This is a genomic window from Acinetobacter sp. YH12135 (assembly GCF_013418565.1).
GTDB classification, from domain to species: Bacteria; Pseudomonadota; Gammaproteobacteria; order Pseudomonadales; family Moraxellaceae; genus Acinetobacter; species Acinetobacter towneri.
This window is the reverse complement of sequence record NZ_VPBU01000002.1, coordinates 182,852-201,913: the sequence shown is the minus strand read 5'-3', so window position 1 is coordinate 201,913 and position 19,062 is coordinate 182,852. Positions and strand designations below refer to the sequence as shown.

The window sequence follows — 19,062 nt, the reverse complement described above, 5'->3', positions numbered from 1 at the left end:
GCCCAAGTAGAAGGATAATCTTTTTCAGATTCAATCAATAATTGAACCGCTCTTTCTCTGATTTCAGGGGTATATTTTGGTTTTGTCATTGGAACATTCTCTCAAGAAAGTTGGTCTCCGACAAACCCGGTACGGTTCATAATCTAAAAGTAGAATTTTCTTTTAAGATTCATGTACGTATGACTACATTAAATAAATTTACGGACTTAGACAGACCACATATCCGAGTTGTTACTTAAATTTGAATGGATTTCGGAAAATTCGGCTTCTGAATGTTTAGGCAACAAATCCTGACGATACCAGGAATTAGTCACCAATATCAGGAATAAAAACCTGCTTTAAAGGGATTAAAGCTCTATATTGTGGTTTAAAATCTTCATAATAACGATAAATTAACTCTACAATCTCTTTACCATCAATAAGTCTTAACCGTGATTTATTCGTAGCTTTACTCTTTGCTTGATTACTATAACTTCCAAGATTAACAAATAAAGCATATTCGCCATCTTCAAGAGTACCTAAAAGTTGATTTATTTCAGGTAAGCCATTAGATGTTAAAGTTTTTTTACATTGAACCTTAATAATAGGGGGTTCGAAGCCAAGTGTATCCTTGTGAGCAATAACATCAACACCGCCATCACCCGACCTCTGAGTAACCCTAGCAACATACCCCATGCATTCAAGCAAATGAGCGACAAATTCTTCAAACTGATAACCGTTTAAATGTTGATGTAATCTACGAATAATAAAATCTTCAGTTGAATATTTTGCTGTTTCATTAATTACTTTAGTTACTGTTTCATCATCGGGTATTTCTTCTTGTTCTAATTCTTGCTCTTGTAACTCAACTATTGGGTCTTTATTTATTGTAGCTTGGTATTCAATACCTACAGCATTTAAAAAATCACCTGCTGTTTTCTTAATTTCAAACAACGTAATGTAAGCACCAATTTCATATAACGCTACTTGAGAAAAATTGTTACGTGGGACTCCATTAGGTGTTAGCCATGTTACAGGACGACGATTTAAATAAGCATCTTCGTCTTCAGAATTAGCTCTCTCATAATCTCCACTAATAATACCAATATAGACCAATCTATCCGATTTGCATGGGTATACCACATAATCTCCTGTTTTTACCACATGCATAAATCTGTAAATTGTGGCTACCTGAGTTCGGATAGAAGGCATTGAAGAATCAGGTTGCTTTGCTTGCAAAGCAAATTTAAAGGCTTCCCTATCAGCATCAATCTGACTTAAATCACCTAACTCTGACCAGCCAATTCCAATGTAATTTTTTTCAACTGGCTCAGTTCCAACATGTACGCCCATGTGTACACCCCAAACAGTCGGAGTATCAGACATTTATTAACCTTAAATACTTGTAATTTATGCCGTTCAGCATATCTTAAATAAGGATTAATTTGAATATGAGTATTATTGTGGGTATCGTTTCTGAGTTTAAAAAATTTGATGCTGATCTTAAAAATCCGAACTGGTCAGTATCTTCAATTAGCTCTAATAATGAGCTAATTGTTAGTTTATGGGGTCATAGACCTTTATTATCTAAACATCCAACTGAAAGAAAACAGGTTTATCGTGACCGTATTGATAGATGGTCTGGTAATGGACGTAATGAATTTAAGAAAAACCTTGATCTTGCATTAGAAGAAAAATTAAAAATTAGACCTATTATAGCTATGCTCGATAAAAGCTCGGATTTTCAAAATATTTTAGATGGCAAAGATGGCAGCCAATACCCTAAAAGATTTAATGCAAAAACCAATTGGATCGGTGAATTAACTATTTGGGATGGTATCCAATTTGAGATTGTATTTAGTCTTGAACAATAATTTAAACTCAAACCAAGTTTTTATTATGCTTACTACAGGCTTACCTTGCATAAACCCCAAATACAACAAAGCCCTGAGTATGTCAGGGCTAAGTCATTGATATTTGGCGGAAGCGGTGAGATTCGAACTCACGGAGGACTCACACCCTCGTCGGTTTTCAAGACCGGTGCATTAAACCGCTCTGCCACGCTTCCAATGGCGGCTATCATATAAAGAAAAATTCAGCTTGGCAAATATTTTCTAAAAATTATGATCCAAATGTTCAAAATAAAATCAAAAATCAGTCATTTTCTGCAATTTCAGGCTTTTCATAGCGTATCGAATTAATAAACCAGCTCTTTTTGCCTAACGGCGTCTGCACTTCCACCTCATCATCTACCTGTTTAGACAACAAAGCTCTAGCCATAGGTGAATCAATCGAAATATGTTGTGGATGATGATCATAAATTTCATCCACGCCCACAATTCTCAAGGTCTTTTGCTCGCCTTGTTCATTTTCAATTTCGACCCATGCGCCAAAATATACTTTACCCTCTTGTTCTGGTGCAAAATCGACAATACGCAGCTCTTCTAAACGCTTGCCCAAATAACGTACCCGACGGTCAATTTTACGCAAAAGCTGTTTGTTATATTGGTAATCTGCGTTTTCAGAGCGATCGCCGAGGCTTGCCGCCCAGTTTACTTTTTTGGTGATTTCAGGGCGTTCTTCATGCCACAAATGCTGTAACTCTGCCACGAGTTTATCGTGTCCAGAACGTGTAATTAAGTTAGATTTCATGGTGTTTTTGCAGCCGGTTTTTTACATTTGGTTAACATCAATCCTATATTTTATTGCATTTTTATACACAATAAAAATTTATAAAATTTATTTCTCAATGAAATGAATATCTTATGTTACATTTTTCAAAAAATTTATGTACAAAATTTGACATCCAAAATTTTCATCTTTATTATTCGCACATCTTTTAGTTTTGATCACTTTTTAACCTGTGTATAAATTTTACACATTTTCCCTTTAATCCCAAGTCATTTTGAATGACGTCATGACTGCCCAACCCTTATTGAATTTATCAAACTTGAAAAAGTTTAAGGTGTGTTGCCTTTGCTTTTTAGGGCATAAATTACTTGTAGCGGAGCCAACATGCACAGTAGTTCAACGTCTGGGTCTAGGCTTAGCCTTCACTCATTTTTTAATCGCCTCCCATTCAAAGTCCTCGCTTTCAGTACTGTTCTTCTCCCATTCCACAGTATTAACGCAGGCAAAGCCGTTCATCAATTTGACAGCGTCGTCAATCAGAACAAATTGACCGTTGTGTCTGTGGAAAATCCAACCACAGTGTTTAAAGATGGACAACATTTACATGGCTTTGGTTATGACCTTGTGCGTAACTATGCCGACAGCATGAATGTGAAACTCGAATTTAAAACGGTAAGCGACAATGCGACCGCTTTAAAATGGGTGTCTTCTGGTAAAGCGAACTTTGCCATGACCACGTCGAGTATCCAAAGCATCGAAAAGCAGCAACTCACGGCATTTTCTGCCAGTTGTGGCGATTTAAATACTTTAAAGCGTAATGGTTTAAATAGTGAGCTGAACTGGGTGTTTAAACACGCAGATGATCCTCTTAGCCAAACCGCAAGCAACTTTGTTTGTCGTGGCAAGCAAAACGGCTCAATTACCCAATTGGCTTCATTTTATAATCGTAATGTGGTCAAACAAGAATCGTGGGATGTGATCCAGCGGGATTTGCGTAATCGTTTACCTTTATATAAGGCCAACTTTAAAAAGACTGCCACGCAGTACGATTTAGACTGGCATCTTTTGGCGGCAATTGGTTATCAGGAATCTTACCTCAAACCCAACTCGGTTTCGCCAACAGGTGTGCGCGGTATTATGATGCTGACCAATAATACAGCCAAAGCGATGGGCGTAAGCAACCGTACCGATCCTGCACAAAGTATTCAGGGTGGTGCTAAGTATTATGACCAAATGCTGAGCCGTTATGAGCATATTCCATTTCCTGATCGTAACTGGTATGCCCTAGTCGCTTATAACATGGGTCCTGGTGCAGTCAGTCAAATTCAGAAGCGTATTCGCTCACAAGGCAAAAACCCGAACAATTGGGTTAACCTATATGCGTATTTAGACCGTAACAAAGCGAGCAACGGTCGTTATCGTCAAGCAGTGCAATATGTGACTCGTATTCGCGCCTACCTTGAGCATATTAAGACCACACCGCAATTGGTGAATATCTAAAATTTACCTCGCGTGATTGAGTTGCAGTGTATATCAGCTGCAATTCAAACATGAATAATGCGCTGTTAAAGCTGCAGTGCATAAAAAAGCCTAGTTGATACTTCAGCTAGGCTTTTTTGTACTATAGCGGGAAATTCGCCTGCTACAGCGTAAATCGCTTGAATTAAGCAGATTGCTCAAGAATCTTCTTAAATAAGTCTTTTTGTTCTTGGCTTGGTTTTGCAGTTTGTAATGCCATTAATTGTGACATATCGCCCTGTACTTTGATTTTACCTGTCATAAAGGCTTGCATAGCAGCCGCCATGTCAAACTCTAGGAATACTTTACGTAAAGTTTCCGCATCCATATTTAATGTTGTTTTTGCGTTGTCCGCCAAACCTTTTTGGATTTTACCGCCATCTAAAGACAATTCTGTGTTGCCTGCAGCATCAGTCACCACTAAGTTAATTGCCAGATTTGCAAGTGCTGGAGGTAGGTTTAAATCACCAGCTTGAGCCGTTAAATTTTCTACAGTTGCAAACCAATCATCAGTTAAAAAAGCAGGCATGATTTTTCCTCAATATATTTGTGCATGTGTGTTGTCTATCCAGACACCATCATTATTAAGCTGTTTTGCTTGCTGATTGTTATAGCATGAACCTTTCGTGAAAGGCTAAGAAATTTTGTACGGGACGTTCAGTTTTTGTATTTTTAGTCGAAATGACGACTTTCTCAAATAAATCAAATTCATAAAAAAACACCAAGCTCTGGCTTGGTGTTGATTACATTTTAAAGGGATTGACAGGCTGTTATCGCTTAGTCTGCAGCGTAGCCTAAATTGACCATATTGATGCGTTTGTTTTGCTCTGCTGCGTTTTGTTCGGTCTGATCGGCAAAATCAAATACGCGTTGGCTGTCTAACGCTTCAAAGTCGAATAATTCACGGTCTGCCAACTGCGATGGCGATACATTCTGTAATGCGCCAAAAATACTGTGCAAACGCTTAGGATGTGCTTTATCCCACTCACGTAACATGTCGTTAATAATGGCACGCTGTAAGTTTTCCTGTGAACCACACAAGTTACACGGAATAATTGGGAATTTACGCATTTCTGCATATTTAATGATGTCTTTTTCTTCCACATAAGCCAGTGGACGAATCAGCATATTTTTCTTGTCTGATGACAACAACTTCGGTGGCATGGCTTTTAAGCTACCGCCATGGAACAAGTTTAAGAAAAAAGTCGCCAAAATATCATCACGGTGATGCCCAAGCGCCACTTTGGTTGCCCCTATTTCCTGCGCAAAGCCATACAAAGAACCACGACGCAAACGCGAACACACTGCACAGTAAGTTTTACCTTCAGGCGTTAAACGCTTGGTGATGCTATAGGTGTCTTTTTCTAATATGTAATATGGGATGTTATTTTCTTCTAAATAACGCGGCAATACATCTTCAGGGAAGCCTGGTTGCTTTTGGTCTAAGTTCACAGCCACCACATCAAAATTGATGGGTGCGATGCGCTTGAACTGCAACATAATGTCCAACAAGGTATAACTGTCTTTACCACCAGAAATACACACCATGACTTTATCGCCATCTTCAATCATGTTGAAGTCACGAATCGCATGCCCGACTTGACGACGCAGCTTTTTCAACAAACGATAATACGCAGAGCTGGTTGGAAGTTCTGGTTTGAAATTAAAGCCTTGATCGGACTCAACTGGTGAGAACATAGACGCGATTAACCCATGAAAAAAATTACCGCGCAATTTTAGCCGATTCAGACCAATCCCGCATCAAAAGAATGTAATTTCATCGCAATCTTCCTTTTCGTCAAAGAACTTAATTTCTGACTGCGCGTTCATTTCTGTTTACACACTTTATTTCTATCTGCGCAGATCGTTTTTTTCTGTGGCAAGTTTGAACCCTCAGGTTCACTTTTTCGCCAAGATGCTTATCTTTTGGACTTTTCCACAGTTTTCCACAAAAGCTGTGGATAACTTTGTGGATTTAAAACAACTTGACAACGCCTCTTGCCGTTATTCTAAGGCTTCTCTTTAAATTGATTACTTTTTGATCGATTTTATTTTAATTTAAAATCATACACTTAAGTGTGTCAAGCTAATCCAATTAAAAAAAAATAAATATTTTTTTTGATTACTCTGTCAGCAATTAAGCTTGATTTTTTTCGACACTACTGTAAATGAATTTGTACAAAGCCTTTTCATCTGTGAGATTTTTGTTAAACTCCTATTAACTGTTTGGGGACAGCTTTTAGTGTATTCACAGCATGAACAATAAAATTAATGCCTTTTTACTGTATATTTTGGGGACTGCCAGCATCATGCCTTTGGCAACGACAACGCACGCAGGTCAAATTTATATGTATAAGGACAGCAATGGCAGTACCTTGCTGACTAACCGCAAAAGTGCAGATCGTTCACTGACAAAAGTAAAAGTCACATATTATCCAGACAGCAATATTCACAGTTATCGCAACTGGGGCAATTCCGAAGCGTCGGTATTGCCAAGTTATAGCCGCAATAAAAACGCCTTTGACCACATTATTCAGCAAGCAGCACAACAACACGGTGTTTCAGAAGGTCTAATTAAAGCAGTGATGCATACCGAATCAGGTTTTAATGTCAACGCCCGCTCGCCTGTCGGTGCACAAGGTCTAATGCAGCTCATGCCTGCGACAGCACGACGTTTTAATGTCAGCAACGCTTATGACCCGCATGAAAACATTATGGCGGGTGCAAAATACTTGGCTTGGTTACTCAAACGCTTTAATGGCAACACCACTTTAGCTTTGGCGGGTTATAACGCGGGCGAAGGCAATGTTGCAAAATACGGCGGTGTACCACCTTTTCGTGAAACTCAGGACTATGTACGTCGTGTGACCAGTCGTTATAGCAACCTGTATGCCAACGGTGTTAGTGCAAGTGCTAATAACAATGCGATTACGGCAAATAACAATAGCAATACTCAGAGTCAAAATGCTCAAGTGATTGCGCAGTCAGAGAGTTACACTGCCAGTAGTCATCAAGTGGCGGCAAACAAACGCCCACAACGTCAAATTATTATGGCCGCCGATGGTCGCTTTACCGATGCACCTGCAGGTTCATACGCGACAGGGAATGCCACGGCTTCGGCACGTATTTTTATTTCAGAATAAAAGCTGCAGCACTTCATTTGAGCTTGCGGCAACGCAAGCCTTTTTGAAATGCCAATTGCAGTATCAGCGCAAAATATTTTTAGTACAGTTTTATTATTTTTTCTTGAATTTTTAATACATACACCGCATATTTACGGCATGGTTTATTAATAAATCAGATTACATTTTTAATATAAGAGGATTTACTCAATGATGCGGATTGGTTTGTTCTTGCTAACCAACCTCGCGGTACTGGTTGTAGCTGGCATAATTTTGTCACTCTTCGGTGTCGGTAGTTACCATGGCGCGGGTGGCTTAAACCTAGGCAACCTGTTGGTCATCTGTTTTGTCTTTGGTATGGTTGGCTCTTTAATTTCGCTATTCATGTCTAAATGGATGGCGAAAAAAACAACTGGGACTGAATTAATTGACCCGAATGCACCTCGTAACCAAGCTGAAGCGTGGTTATTAAATGAAGTTGCGCAGTTGTCGCAACGTGCTGGTATCAAAATGCCAGAAGTGGGTATTTTCCCTTCTTACCAATCGAATGCTTTTGCAACAGGTTGGAATAAAAACGATGCTTTAGTGGCTGTATCTACAGGGCTGCTTGAGCGTATGAACAAAGATGAATTACGAGCAGTTTTGGCACACGAAATTGGTCACGTTGCCAATGGCGACATGGTGACCTTGGCACTCATTCAAGGTGTGGTCAACGCATTCGTCATGTTCTTTGCCCGTGTTGCAGGTGACTTCATTGACCGTAACGTATTTGGTCGTGAAGACGGCGAAGCACCTGGCTTGGCTTATTTTGCAATTACCATTGTACTGGATATCGTATTTGGTATTTTGGCCTCTTCAATCGTGATGTGGTTCTCGCGTCAACGTGAATACCGTGCCGATGAAGCAGGTGCACGTTTGGCAGGTAAGCAAGCCATGATTTCTGCATTATTACGTTTACAGGCAGAATCTGAAATGCCTGATGCAATGCCAAAAGAAATGAAAGCTTTTGCGATTTCTGCAGGTAAAGAAGAAGGTTTTAGCTTGGCAGCGTTATTCCAAACTCACCCAAGCATTGAACAACGTGTTGCAGCTTTACAGCAATTAAATTTACCTTAATACTGCTAGCAAGATATTGTAACAGCGACACCAAAAAGCTTCCTCAGGGAAGCTTTTTTCATGTCTGTAAATTAGATCTGCCAGATGGTTTTGTACTTTAAACAGGTTCATTTAAACAGCAAAACTTTGTGACCAGTGCCACAACCAACTTGCACCGAGCCATGCTGCCCAAATAAAGAAAATAAGAAAAATCACACCAAGCAAATCAGGCAAATGTAGCCACAGCCATGCCACTACAGGATTACGCCAAAATGCTGACTGCTGCTGTTTACGTTCCAATCGCTCATGTAAAAAAGGATGTACCACATGATGCTCACTGTGAATCTGATATTCTTCACGGATATGCGTATGCACTACATCTAAAGCTTTACGGCTTGGACGAATAAATACATCAAATACTGTGCCGACAATTGGCACAAAACCAACTACTGCATCCATCACAGCAAGTTTAATCACGGGAGTGAGTTTGGTTTGTGGTACACCAATTTGTTTGGCTTTATAAATCGCATAACAGGTCAGTGCAAAACCTGCGACATCCCCCGCGACAGGTACAGTGCCTAATGCGGCATCTGCTCCCACGCCCTGCTTGGTAAATGGAATACGCACCACAGAATCCATCATATTGGCAAACTTGGCTAAATCGCGCTCTAAGCGAATCACCTCTTGCTGGCTAAGTTTTTTTGAAGATGCAGGTTCTGGCATAGAAAACGTATCGTTGGGTAAATGCAATCTACTTGAGAATAAAGCAGTTTTTTACTCAGGTCTGTTATGATTTTATAAACAGAATTTTGATCAATGCAAAAAGTTTAAGATGAGGTCTTGAATAAGTCATCATCACCGACAGTGTTTAAAGTAACAACTGTGAAGCAATAAATAAGTACACCACCACGCCCGTTGCATCACAAATCGAGGTTACCAAAGGCGCAGAGGCACTGGCAGGGTCTAGTTTCAGGCGATGCAAAATAAAAGGCAAACTCATGCCAATTAAACAGCCCATCAGCACAATGCCCAGCATACTCAGTGCCAATACCACAGACACCATCATATCGCCACGGTAATAGCCTAAAATTGAAACCGCAAAAGCCATAGTTCCACCCAAACATAGCGCCACCAAACTTTCACGTCCGAGTAAATGCAGCCAATCTTTAAATTGCACATCACCTGTAGCCAGTGCCCGTACCATTAAGGTCGCAGACTGAGAACCCGCATTACCACCACTACCGACCAAAAGCGGCAAGAAAAAAACCAGTACAATATGTGCTGCAATAGTGTCTTCATAATGCGCAATGCCAATTCCAGACAATAAACTGCCAAATACCAAAATCACCAACCAAAACACACGTTTGCGATATAAAAATAAAATTGGCGCAGTTTTTATACTCATGCCAGGTGAAGACGCTACCGCACTTGATTTTAAAAAGTCTTCTGTAGTTTCTGCCTGTACCACGTCCATCGCATCATCATAGGTGACAATCCCCAGTAAATGCTGTGCATCATCTACAATCGGTAAGGCCAAAAAATCATAATGGCTGAGTTTTTGCGCGATACTTTCCTGATCTTCTGTCACTAAACCAGTGACTAAATCTGTGCGCATCACATTTTTAATTTTCTGTTCAGGCGGGTTTTGAATTATTTCTCTTAAAGAAATCACCCCCAATAGTTTCATCAGTTCATCGACAATATAAATCAGGTACAAAGTTTCCCGATCTGTGGTCATTCTGCGTAATTCATCTATGGCTTGCTGCATGTTCAGTTCTGGTGAGAGCACCACGAAATCCGAACTCATAATCGCGCCCGCAGATTCTTCAGGATATCGCGCTAAAGTCTGAATCTGTGCGCGTTTTTCTTCCGTAATGTGTAAGCTGACAAAACGCTGTAAATGCGGAGAAAGTAACTTAAATAAGTCGGTGCGGTCATCTGAATGCATGGCTGAAATCAGTTTGACCAATTGCTGCGGTGCCATCGCCTCTGCAATTTGATGTTGCGAATGCAGTGGTAAAAACTCCATCACCAAGGCAGCACTGTCAATTTGTTCAATTAAACTCAGCTGTGCTTTCAGACTCAAGTGCTGCATTAAGTCGGCTAAATCGGCAGGGTTGATACCATCGATCAAGCTGCGCACTGTACTTGACTGATGTAATTGCAAGGCTTGTTCTAACTGTTCAGCGTGCAGATTGGTCATTAATCTCACCCACTCCATCATTCCAAAACGTAAAATGAAGAATGGGCAAAGTTTCTCAGCCCAAACCAACCCTTAAAAACCCGAAAATCTGTAGATTTATACAAGATTTTTAGCGTTTCATATCATAGCCTATAATTTTGCTAAGTGCCTAATAAAAAACATCTTTAGTTTATGGGTGATGAACGATTCACTTGAAATATAGAACGAACCAGCACATACATAAACGGAATAAAAACAAGCACTAAAATTGTGCCAAAAATAACTCCACCTAAAACACTCACCCCAATTTCCTGACGGCTTGCTGCACCTGCACCAAAGGCAAATACTAGCGGCAAAATACCTGCACCAAATGCCAATGAGGTCATTAAAATAGGTCTGAGCCGTAAGCTTGCACCTTCTAAAGCGGCTTGAATCACCTGTTTGCCTTGTTGCTGCGCAGCCGAAGCAAACTCCACAATTAAAATGGCATTTTTACATGACAAACCAATGGTGGTAAGCAAGGCAATTTGGAAATAAATGTCGTTCGGGAAACCTGCCAAATAGCTGAAAATAATATTTCCACCAATTCCTAAAGGAATGGCACTCATCACGGCTGTTGGAATACTCCAACTTTCATACAAGGCAGCAAGGCATAAGAAAATAAACCCGATGGAAACCAAATACAGTAACAAAGCCTGATTGCTGGACTGATTTTCTTCAAAAGACAACCCACTCCATGCCAAGTCAATGCCCTGCTGCTGTGCCACCATCTGTTCTAAATCACGCATCGCCTGCCCTGAGCTATATCCTTCGGCAGTATCGGCTTCCATTTGCACGGCGCTATACCCCATAAAACGATTGACGACTTCTGGCCCACCGCTCCAACTGAGTTGAGCAAACTGGCTAAAAGGTACCATTTGATTTTGCTGACTGCGTACCGACCATTGATTCAAATCTTCAGGTTTACCACGAAATTCGGCATCACCCTGCATAATCACACGTTTAATTCGACCACGGTCAATAAAGTCGTTGATATAACTACCGCCCCAAGCTGCCGCTAAGGTACTGTTAATAGCCGTTTGATTTAAACCTGCTGCCATCGCCTGTTTCTGATCAATCGTGACGTTTAACTCCGCTTTTTCAGGATTGGCACGTTGATCTAAATTTTTAAAGCTTTGATATTGAGCGGCTTGCTGCTGTAAATTTTGAAATTGCTGAATTAAAAAATCGCGTCCTGTACCATTCATATCGCGCATCCAGAACTCTAAGCCATCGGTTTGCCCCAAACCACGAACTGCTGCGGGCATGCCAATGGTAATTTGTGCATTGGGATGCTGTCGAAAATGCTGCATGGCACGTTCACGAATAGCTTGTGCGGTATGCTGTTGCCCTTGACGCTCATCCCAATGTTTTAGCGCAATAAAACCCTGCCCTAAATTCTGCCCTGTTCCCGAAAAATTACGTCCATAACGAATCATCACCAAATCAACATTGTGGGCTTCATGCTGCATAAAGTATTCACGTATGCTTTCGCCCACTTCACGACTTTTAGACAACGGCGCACCTTCCTGTAATTTAAATTGCACCGACAACATGCCCTGATCTTCATTCGGGATAAAACTGGTAGGTAAGGCACGGTAAAACAAGGCAAACACCGTCAATAAACCTGCAAAAATAACCAGACACACCGCTTTATGCTGAATCGTCCAGCCTGATAATTTGAGATAGTGTTGTTTTAAGCGTTCCAGTTTTTGATTAAACCAGATGGCCCATTGGGCTGGTTGTGGATTGGGTTTTAAAATCAAGGCACACAAGGCAGGCGTTAAAATTAAGGCCACACCTAAAGACAGCACCATCGCAGTGACTAAGGTGATGGAAAACTGGCGATAAATCACCCCAGTCGAACCACCAAAAAATGCCATAGGAATAAATACTGCGGTCAAAACTAAGGTAATGCCGACCAAAGCACCGCTAATTTCCTGCATAGATGCGATAGATGCCTGTTTAGCCGAGAGCTGCTGTTCGTGCATTAAACGCTCGACGTTTTCGACCACGACAATCGCATCATCCACCAACAAACCAATCGCTAAAACCAAAGCGAATAAGGTCAGCGTGTTAATACTTAGGCCAAAGAGTTGCAACACGGCCATAGTGCCTAAAATCACCACAGGCACGGTTACGGTAGGAATGAGCGTCGCGCGCCAGTTTTGTAAAAACAAGAACATCACGATGACAACTAAAATCACCGCTTCAATTAAAGTTTTCACCACTTCATTAATTGATTCCTGCACGAAAGGCGTGTTATCTCGTGGATAGACAATTTGGTAACCTTCGGGCAATTGTTGTTTTAAATGCTCAATTTGTTTTTGAATTAAGGCTGAAGTTTGTAACGCATTGGCACCAGAAGATAATGAAATCCCCATCCCTGCCGATGGAAAACCATTAATGGTATTAAAGCTTTGATAATTTTCTGCACCAAGTTCAATACGTGCCACATCTTTTAAATAAACAAAGCCACCTGCCTGATCTGCTTTTAAAATAATATTTTCAAATTCTTCTACCGTTTTTAAGCGTGAACCTGAGGTGACTTTGGCATTGAGATATTGTTCTTGTGCTGTGGGTAATTCACCAATTGCCCCTGCTGCAACTTGAGTATTTTGTGCCAATACCGCAGCACGTACATCACTTGGCATCAGCACATATTGTTTTAACTTTATCGGATTCAGCCAAATCCGCATTGCATATTGCGCACCAAAAACATCGACCTCACCCACACCTTCAATGCGTGCCAACTCTTGCTCTAAATGACTCATCATATAGTCAGACAATGCAATATTGCTGCTTTTGCCTGTGGCATCGTACAGCCCAATGACCATGTGGGTATCACCCAATGATTTAAAGACATTTACCCCCTGACGCTGCACATCTTCAGGTAAGCGGTTAATTGCGCCATTAATCGCATTTTGTACCTGGACTTGTGCGGTATCGGGGTTGGTACCATTTTCAAAGCTAATGCTGATGCGACTTCGTCCTGAAGAATCACTGCTAGAACTGAAATACAGTAAGTGATCTAAGCCTTTAATTTGCTGTTCCAAAACCTGTGTGACGCTTTCTTCAACAGTTTCTGCCGAAGCTCCTGTATACGTTGCGCTGACGGTGATACGAGGTGGTGCAATGTCTGGGTAGCGTTCTACAGGTAAATTTAATACTGAAAAAATCCCGAGTGCCATCACCACAATGGCGAGCACACCTGCAAAAATAGGACGTTCAATAAAAAATTTAGACAACATAAAACTGGATCACTTATAGATGGCAATGTTGATATTTAAATATGAAATGAATCAAGTGGATGAAGATCATCAAAAAAACTTGAAACCGTTTTTCAAATTAACACAGCAAAATAGAACTTCGATGACTGCATATCAAAAAATCTAGTTTTGTCACAAAAATATTGATTGGTCTTCATTTTTTCTCACAGATTTTGTATTTGACCTCCCAATTTTGGGATAGCTCCTAGATTCATCTTATTTCTATACTTCTGACATAACAATTTGGATGACAAGGAATTCATGATGAAAAAAACCTTATTATGCTTAACTTTAGCAGGCTTACTCAGTGCATGTGGTGGTTCAGACAATGATTCTGGTAGTTCTGCTCCCCCACCATCAAACACCACAAAAACTGGCGTACTGACCGATGGGCCTGTGAGTGGTGCAACTTATACAATTAATGGTGTCTCTAAACGTACAAATGCTCAAGGGGAGTTTGAATATCAAGAGGGTGATGAAATCACTTTCTCCATCGGAAATATTGAAATTGGCACAGTGATTGGTGCTGATCGTATTACCCCTGTGGAGTTAGCTGATGATGTAACAACACGAACAAATTTACTTATTTTTTTACAATCTTTAGATTCTCAGGGGGGGCATGACGATGGTATTCAAATCCCTGACTCAGTGAGTCAACTCCCTGCAAACTCAATTGACCTCTCTAAACCAACAACTGAATTTATTACAAGCTTTCAACCTGTTCTACAAACAATAGAAGATTTTAAAGATAAAGTCGTAGTTAGCGCAACAGAAGCACAAGCTAACTTTAACCAAACACTACTCAAAGATATCGTTGGGGTTTGGTATGCGAAAAATGCTGACTCAGAAATCGTACTTCAAGTAACCTCAGACGGGAAATACCTGATTGGCGAACCTATTGTTAGCTCACCATCTGATAGTGCAAATGGCATGGAGTATGGTGAATTATCGGTAAATGCTGTTGCTGGAGATTTATGGGCGCAATCTTCAATTGATACAAATGAAGATTGGGGCTTAACTGATTCTGGAAAAACACGTGATATGAAAATATCATTTGATGGTACGCAGTTAAAAATTTCTGAAGCTCAAAACCCTAATGAAAGTGCAACATTTACTAAAGTCCCTCAAAACAATTCGAGCATTGCCGGTGCTTGGAACTCAAGTTCAGGCAAGCAACTATTTGTTTTCAATCCGGATAATAATACCTATATCATGGTTGATGCTGTTGGGGACGATCAAGTGGAAGTTGGAGAAATGCCTTGTGGTGGACCAGGTATCGAATATGGTAAATATCGTGTTCAAGATGGAAAGTTATTCGTAGATAATATCCTGATCGATACAAATGGCTGTGCAGGCTTATCTGACAATAGTGCAAACTCAAGCTCAGGTCTACCAGTCACGGTTAATTCGACATCACTTACACTCCACGAACCAAATGAAGGTACATTTATACTCACAAGACCCAATACAGAAGGTACTACCACAAGTAGCGCAAGCCAATTCTATAAAGATATTGCTGGAACTTGGGAAATTGGACGTACCAATGCATCTGCTGTTTTATTACATATTTTACCCGATGGACGTTATGCTCTGGGTGAAGCAGATGTAGCTGATGAAACAGGGAAGCCTGGTATTGAAATCGGACAATTAAATTGGAATGCTTTAACCTCAGCGCTGAACCCTGTAATTTCCATAGATACAAACGGTGACTACGGGCTTTCACATCCTGACAATGATGGTCACCACCGCCTAAGTTATAATGGCACAGATCTAGTGCTGACTGATGTAGGAAGTAATAGCACCTATATTTTAACTAAAGTAAAACAATCATCAGGTCTAGTTGGCACTTGGCAATTTAATCAAACTCACTTGTTTGCTTTCTTTGACACAGGATTCTATTTCTTGTTAGACACCGAAGGTGATTGCGATAACCCAGGAATTGAATATGGTAAATATTCAATAACATCCAATACACTTGCCGTAACAGAAGTGTTATATGACACCAACGGTTGCGGTGGATTACATGACACTTCGGATAGCGCTAAAGTTAATGCAACTTATAGCATCTCCGGAACAAGTCTAACCTTGCATCCACAAGGCGAAGACACTATTACCCTACAACGTAGTAACTAAACATATTTTAAAGCTGCCTAAGCAAAATTTAGGCAGCTTTAACCAATATGCTCAAAATGAATGGTACAGCTCATTAATAAATGCATGAGTTCAATTTGCGAGTTGCATTGGGTTTTTTCATAAATATTTTTAAAATAAGTGCGCACGGAACTGAGGGTAATCCCGCAATGTTCCGCAATTTCTTCTAACTTATAACCATTCAACAACAACTCACACAGCTCAAACTCGCGTTTAGACAATTGATAAGCTTGCTGCAAATAGGCTTGTGACAAGGCATAGTGCTGATGCATATCGGTCAGAAATACCGCAATTTGATGTTGTCTTGCATTTTGATGCTGCATATTTTTTAATTTAGAACAAGGTACGATAGTCAGCATTAATTGTTGTCCTTTCGCATCTGACAAAGACAATACACCGCCTACATCTGCGTTTAATGCCGACTGTCCCAACAACGCTGAATGTAATAATTGATCTAAACGACTTTGATCATAAGCATGGGTTTTTAAACGATTATACAAGTCCAAATCTAAACATGAATCGTGTTCCAGCATGCTTTGAGCTAAAGGGTTTGAATAAATCAAACTCAGCTGATGATCAAGCAAAATTACACCTGTTTTTAAATGATCGAGCACACTATACAAACTTAAATTTTCTTGTTTAACCAAACTAAATTGACGATGGATTTGTAAGGCACGGCGCAAATGCACACCCAAATGCTTTAAAAAATCCAACTCTTTTTGTTGATACGGCGCTACATCTGGCGCACGATGTAATCCTAAAACTGCCCAACGATGTGAACCCTGATCGAGCAAAACAGCCGAGATATAACTAATTCCCGTCGGATTCAAACACCGTTCATAAAAGATATATTCATCACTTTCAGGGTTTTCCCCATAATGCGATAAATCCGAGCTCGCTACTTGCCCCACACCTAAATTTTCCCACAATACTCGGTGTAACTGCATGTCAATCACGCGAATCCGCTCATCACGATAGGCATGCAAAGCTTCATCTGGAATATTGTGACTAAATAAAAAATCGTAACTTGGGCTAAATTGATCTAAGGCAGTAAAAATGGCGGTTTTACTGTTTGTATATTGAACAATTTTTTCAATTACTTGCGGCCATAAATTCACATCTACAGCGGCATCATAAATACTGCCTATAATTTCGTGTTCTCGGTTATCCATTTTTATCCCCTTTATGCCTACTCCAGCCTGCATTACACTTATTTAATCATTTGTTTTTCTTATTATTCCAAGTAGCATAGTGGGTTTTATTCACAAAAAAAAGCAGTTTAAATACATATCACGCATTTAATAAATAAATGGAAAATGGCTAGGCAGTTTTGCTTTTTCATGCGTGCAAACTCTGAATTATAAAAACCACGCCATAAAAAAACCCCGTATCTGACGATACGAGGTTTTTGAAGTTTGGGTCCGCTGATAATTACATCATGCCGCCCATACCACCCATGCCACCCATATCTGGCATTGCTGGCTTGTCTTCTGGAATTTCAGTAATCATACATTCTGTTGTTAACATCAGGCCAGCAACAGACGCTGCATGCTCAAGTGCAGAACGAGTTACTTTTGCAGGGTCAAGAATACCCATTTCCAACATGTCGCCATATTCACCAGTCGCAGCGTTATAACCATAGTTACCTTCACCGTTCTTCACAGCATTGATTACTACAGATGGCTCATCACCAGCATTGGCTACGATTTGACGAAGCGGAGCTTCGATTGCACGACGAAGAATGTTGATACCTACGTTTTGGTCATCGTTAGCACCAGTCAGACCATCAAGTGCAGATGCAGCACGCACCAGTGCAACACCACCACCTGCAACAACACCTTCTTCAACCGCAGCGCGAGTTGCGTGAAGCGCATCATCCACACGGTCTTTCTTCTCTTTCATTTCAACTTCAGTTGCAGCACCAATTTTGATGACTGCTACACCGCCTGCTAATTTAGCAACACGTTCTTGAAGTTTTTCTTTGTCATATTCAGAAGTAGATTCTTCGATTTGCGCACGGATTTGCTGAACACGCTCAGAAATCTGATTTGCATCACCTGCACCATCAACAATCACTGTATTTTCTTTAGATACAGTTACTTTATGTGCAGTACCTAAGTGTTCAAGTGAAGTTTGATCTAACTGCATACCAATTTCTTCAGAAATCACAGTACCGCCAGTCAGGATAGCGATATCTTGAAGCATTGCTTTACGACGGTCACCGAAGCCAGGAGCTTTAACAGCACATACTTTGATAATGCCGCGCATGTTGTTTACAACAAGAGTTGCTAGTGCTTCGCCTTCAACATCTTCAGCGATGATAAGAAGAGGCTTACCAGTTTTCGCAACAGCTTCCAAAACAGTAATCAATTCACGAATGTTGCTGATTTTTTTATCAACAAGAAGAATGAACGGGTTTTCAAGTTCTGCAGTCAAAGTATCTTGTTTGTTCGCGAAGTATGGCGAGATATAACCGCGGTCAAACTGCATACCCTCTACAACGTCAAGCGCGTCTTCAAAGCCTGAACCCTCTTCAACAGTGATTACGCCTTCTTTACCAACGCGTTCCATTGCTTCTGCAATTAACTTGCCCACAGTCGTGTCCGAGTTTGCAGAAATAGAACCTACTTGCTCAATCGCTTTCGTGTCAGAAGCAGGTTTAGCCGTTGCTCTAATGTCTGCAACGACTGCCTTTACAGCAAGGTCGATACCACGTTTCAAATCCATTGGGTTCATGCCCGCAGTTACAGATTTGATGCCTTCATTTAAAATGGCTTGTGCAAGTACTGTTGCAGTGGTCGTACCGTCACCTGCGATATCATTGGTTTTGCTAGACACTTCACGTACAAGCTGAGCACCCATGTTCTCAAACTTGTCTTTCAAGGTGATTTCTTTCGCAACAGATACACCATCTTTAGTGATGTGCGGCGCACCGAAAGAACGGTCAATCACTACGTTACGACCTTTAGGGCCTAAAGTTACTTTAACTGCGTCTGCAAGTACGTTTACACCTGCGATCATTTTTGTGCGAGCTGAATCACCAAATTTTACGTCTTTAGCTGACATGTTTAACTCC

At 40.6% G+C, this 19,062-nt stretch carries 14 protein-coding genes and 1 tRNA gene; 5 read left to right on the top strand and 10 right to left on the bottom strand.

Going from position 1 to position 19,062, the window contains the following annotated elements; genetic code table 11:
- Window positions 1-306 precede the first annotated feature (306 nt).
- Window positions 307-1,365 carry a restriction endonuclease gene (locus tag FTU70_RS02690; protein ID WP_225530189.1) on the bottom strand — a complete coding sequence of 353 codons (1,059 nt, stop codon included), beginning with the start codon at window positions 1,363-1,365 and terminating at the stop codon, window positions 307-309.
- A 65-nt stretch (window positions 1,366-1,430) separates the two neighbouring features.
- On the opposite strand from FTU70_RS02690, the gene FTU70_RS02685 reads away from it, so the two are divergent.
- On the top strand, window positions 1,431-1,853 hold the full coding sequence (locus FTU70_RS02685) for a hypothetical protein (RefSeq protein ID WP_180059974.1): 423 nt from the start codon (window positions 1,431-1,433) through the stop codon (window positions 1,851-1,853).
- A 104-nt stretch (window positions 1,854-1,957) separates the two neighbouring features.
- On the opposite strand, the gene FTU70_RS02680 is transcribed toward FTU70_RS02685, so the two are convergent.
- Window positions 1,958-2,047 (bottom strand) — tRNA-Ser (locus FTU70_RS02680).
- Between the two features lie 86 nt (window positions 2,048-2,133).
- Window positions 2,134-2,631: a transcription elongation factor GreB gene (gene greB / locus FTU70_RS02675; protein ID WP_004972106.1), complete on the bottom strand. Its 498-nt coding sequence runs from the start codon at window positions 2,629-2,631 to the stop codon at window positions 2,134-2,136.
- Between the two features lie 363 nt (window positions 2,632-2,994).
- Between greB and FTU70_RS02670 the strand changes: the two genes are divergently transcribed.
- Window positions 2,995-4,110: a transglycosylase SLT domain-containing protein gene (locus FTU70_RS02670; protein ID WP_004972108.1), complete on the top strand. Its 1,116-nt coding sequence runs from the start codon at window positions 2,995-2,997 to the stop codon at window positions 4,108-4,110.
- A 163-nt stretch (window positions 4,111-4,273) separates the two neighbouring features.
- Here the strand turns inward: FTU70_RS02670 and FTU70_RS02665 are convergent, their stop codons facing one another.
- Together FTU70_RS02665 and ttcA are read right to left on the bottom strand one after the other, a co-directional pair.
- Window positions 4,274-4,657: an SCP2 sterol-binding domain-containing protein gene (locus FTU70_RS02665; protein ID WP_004972111.1), complete on the bottom strand. Its 384-nt coding sequence runs from the start codon at window positions 4,655-4,657 to the stop codon at window positions 4,274-4,276.
- A 248-nt stretch (window positions 4,658-4,905) separates the two neighbouring features.
- Complete coding sequence (gene ttcA, locus FTU70_RS02660; protein WP_180059972.1) at window positions 4,906-5,826, bottom strand: tRNA 2-thiocytidine(32) synthetase TtcA; 921 nt, start codon at window positions 5,824-5,826, stop codon at window positions 4,906-4,908.
- Window positions 5,827-6,383: 557 nt separating this feature from the next.
- On the opposite strand from ttcA, the gene FTU70_RS02655 reads away from it, so the two are divergent.
- Window positions 6,384-7,271 carry a lytic transglycosylase domain-containing protein gene (locus FTU70_RS02655; protein WP_154320953.1) on the top strand — a complete coding sequence of 296 codons (888 nt, stop codon included), beginning with the start codon at window positions 6,384-6,386 and terminating at the stop codon, window positions 7,269-7,271.
- A gap of 189 nt (window positions 7,272-7,460) precedes the next feature.
- Window positions 7,461-8,366, top strand: coding sequence for a protease HtpX (htpX, locus tag FTU70_RS02650; RefSeq protein ID WP_004972117.1), 906 nt, complete (start codon window positions 7,461-7,463; stop codon window positions 8,364-8,366).
- 111 nt (window positions 8,367-8,477) lie between these two features.
- Here htpX and FTU70_RS02645 read toward each other — a convergent pair whose 3' ends face one another.
- From FTU70_RS02645 to FTU70_RS02635, 3 genes are all read right to left on the bottom strand, one after another.
- The gene (locus FTU70_RS02645) at window positions 8,478-9,068 is read right to left on the bottom strand and encodes a DUF4112 domain-containing protein (RefSeq protein ID WP_004972119.1); all 591 of its coding nucleotides are present in this window, start codon (window positions 9,066-9,068) and stop codon (window positions 8,478-8,480) included.
- A gap of 145 nt (window positions 9,069-9,213) precedes the next feature.
- A complete protein-coding gene (gene mgtE, locus FTU70_RS02640; RefSeq protein WP_179988559.1) occupies window positions 9,214-10,548 on the bottom strand; it encodes a magnesium transporter in 1,335 nt (444 codons plus the stop codon).
- A gap of 164 nt (window positions 10,549-10,712) precedes the next feature.
- Complete coding sequence (locus FTU70_RS02635; RefSeq protein ID WP_180059970.1) at window positions 10,713-13,817, bottom strand: multidrug efflux RND transporter permease subunit; 3,105 nt, start codon at window positions 13,815-13,817, stop codon at window positions 10,713-10,715.
- Between the two features lie 282 nt (window positions 13,818-14,099).
- Between FTU70_RS02635 and FTU70_RS14290 the strand changes: the two genes are divergently transcribed.
- Window positions 14,100-15,968: a hypothetical protein gene (locus FTU70_RS14290; protein WP_257221874.1), complete on the top strand. Its 1,869-nt coding sequence runs from the start codon at window positions 14,100-14,102 to the stop codon at window positions 15,966-15,968.
- A 38-nt stretch (window positions 15,969-16,006) separates the two neighbouring features.
- On the opposite strand, the gene FTU70_RS02625 is transcribed toward FTU70_RS14290, so the two are convergent.
- Entirely contained in the window at window positions 16,007-17,158 is a 1,152-nt protein-coding gene (locus FTU70_RS02625) for a LuxR C-terminal-related transcriptional regulator (protein WP_180059967.1), read from the bottom strand.
- A gap of 259 nt (window positions 17,159-17,417) precedes the next feature.
- Window positions 17,418-19,052, bottom strand: coding sequence for a chaperonin GroEL (gene groL, locus FTU70_RS02620; RefSeq protein ID WP_180059965.1), 1,635 nt, complete (start codon window positions 19,050-19,052; stop codon window positions 17,418-17,420).
- Between the last annotated feature and the right edge of the window lie 10 nt (window positions 19,053-19,062).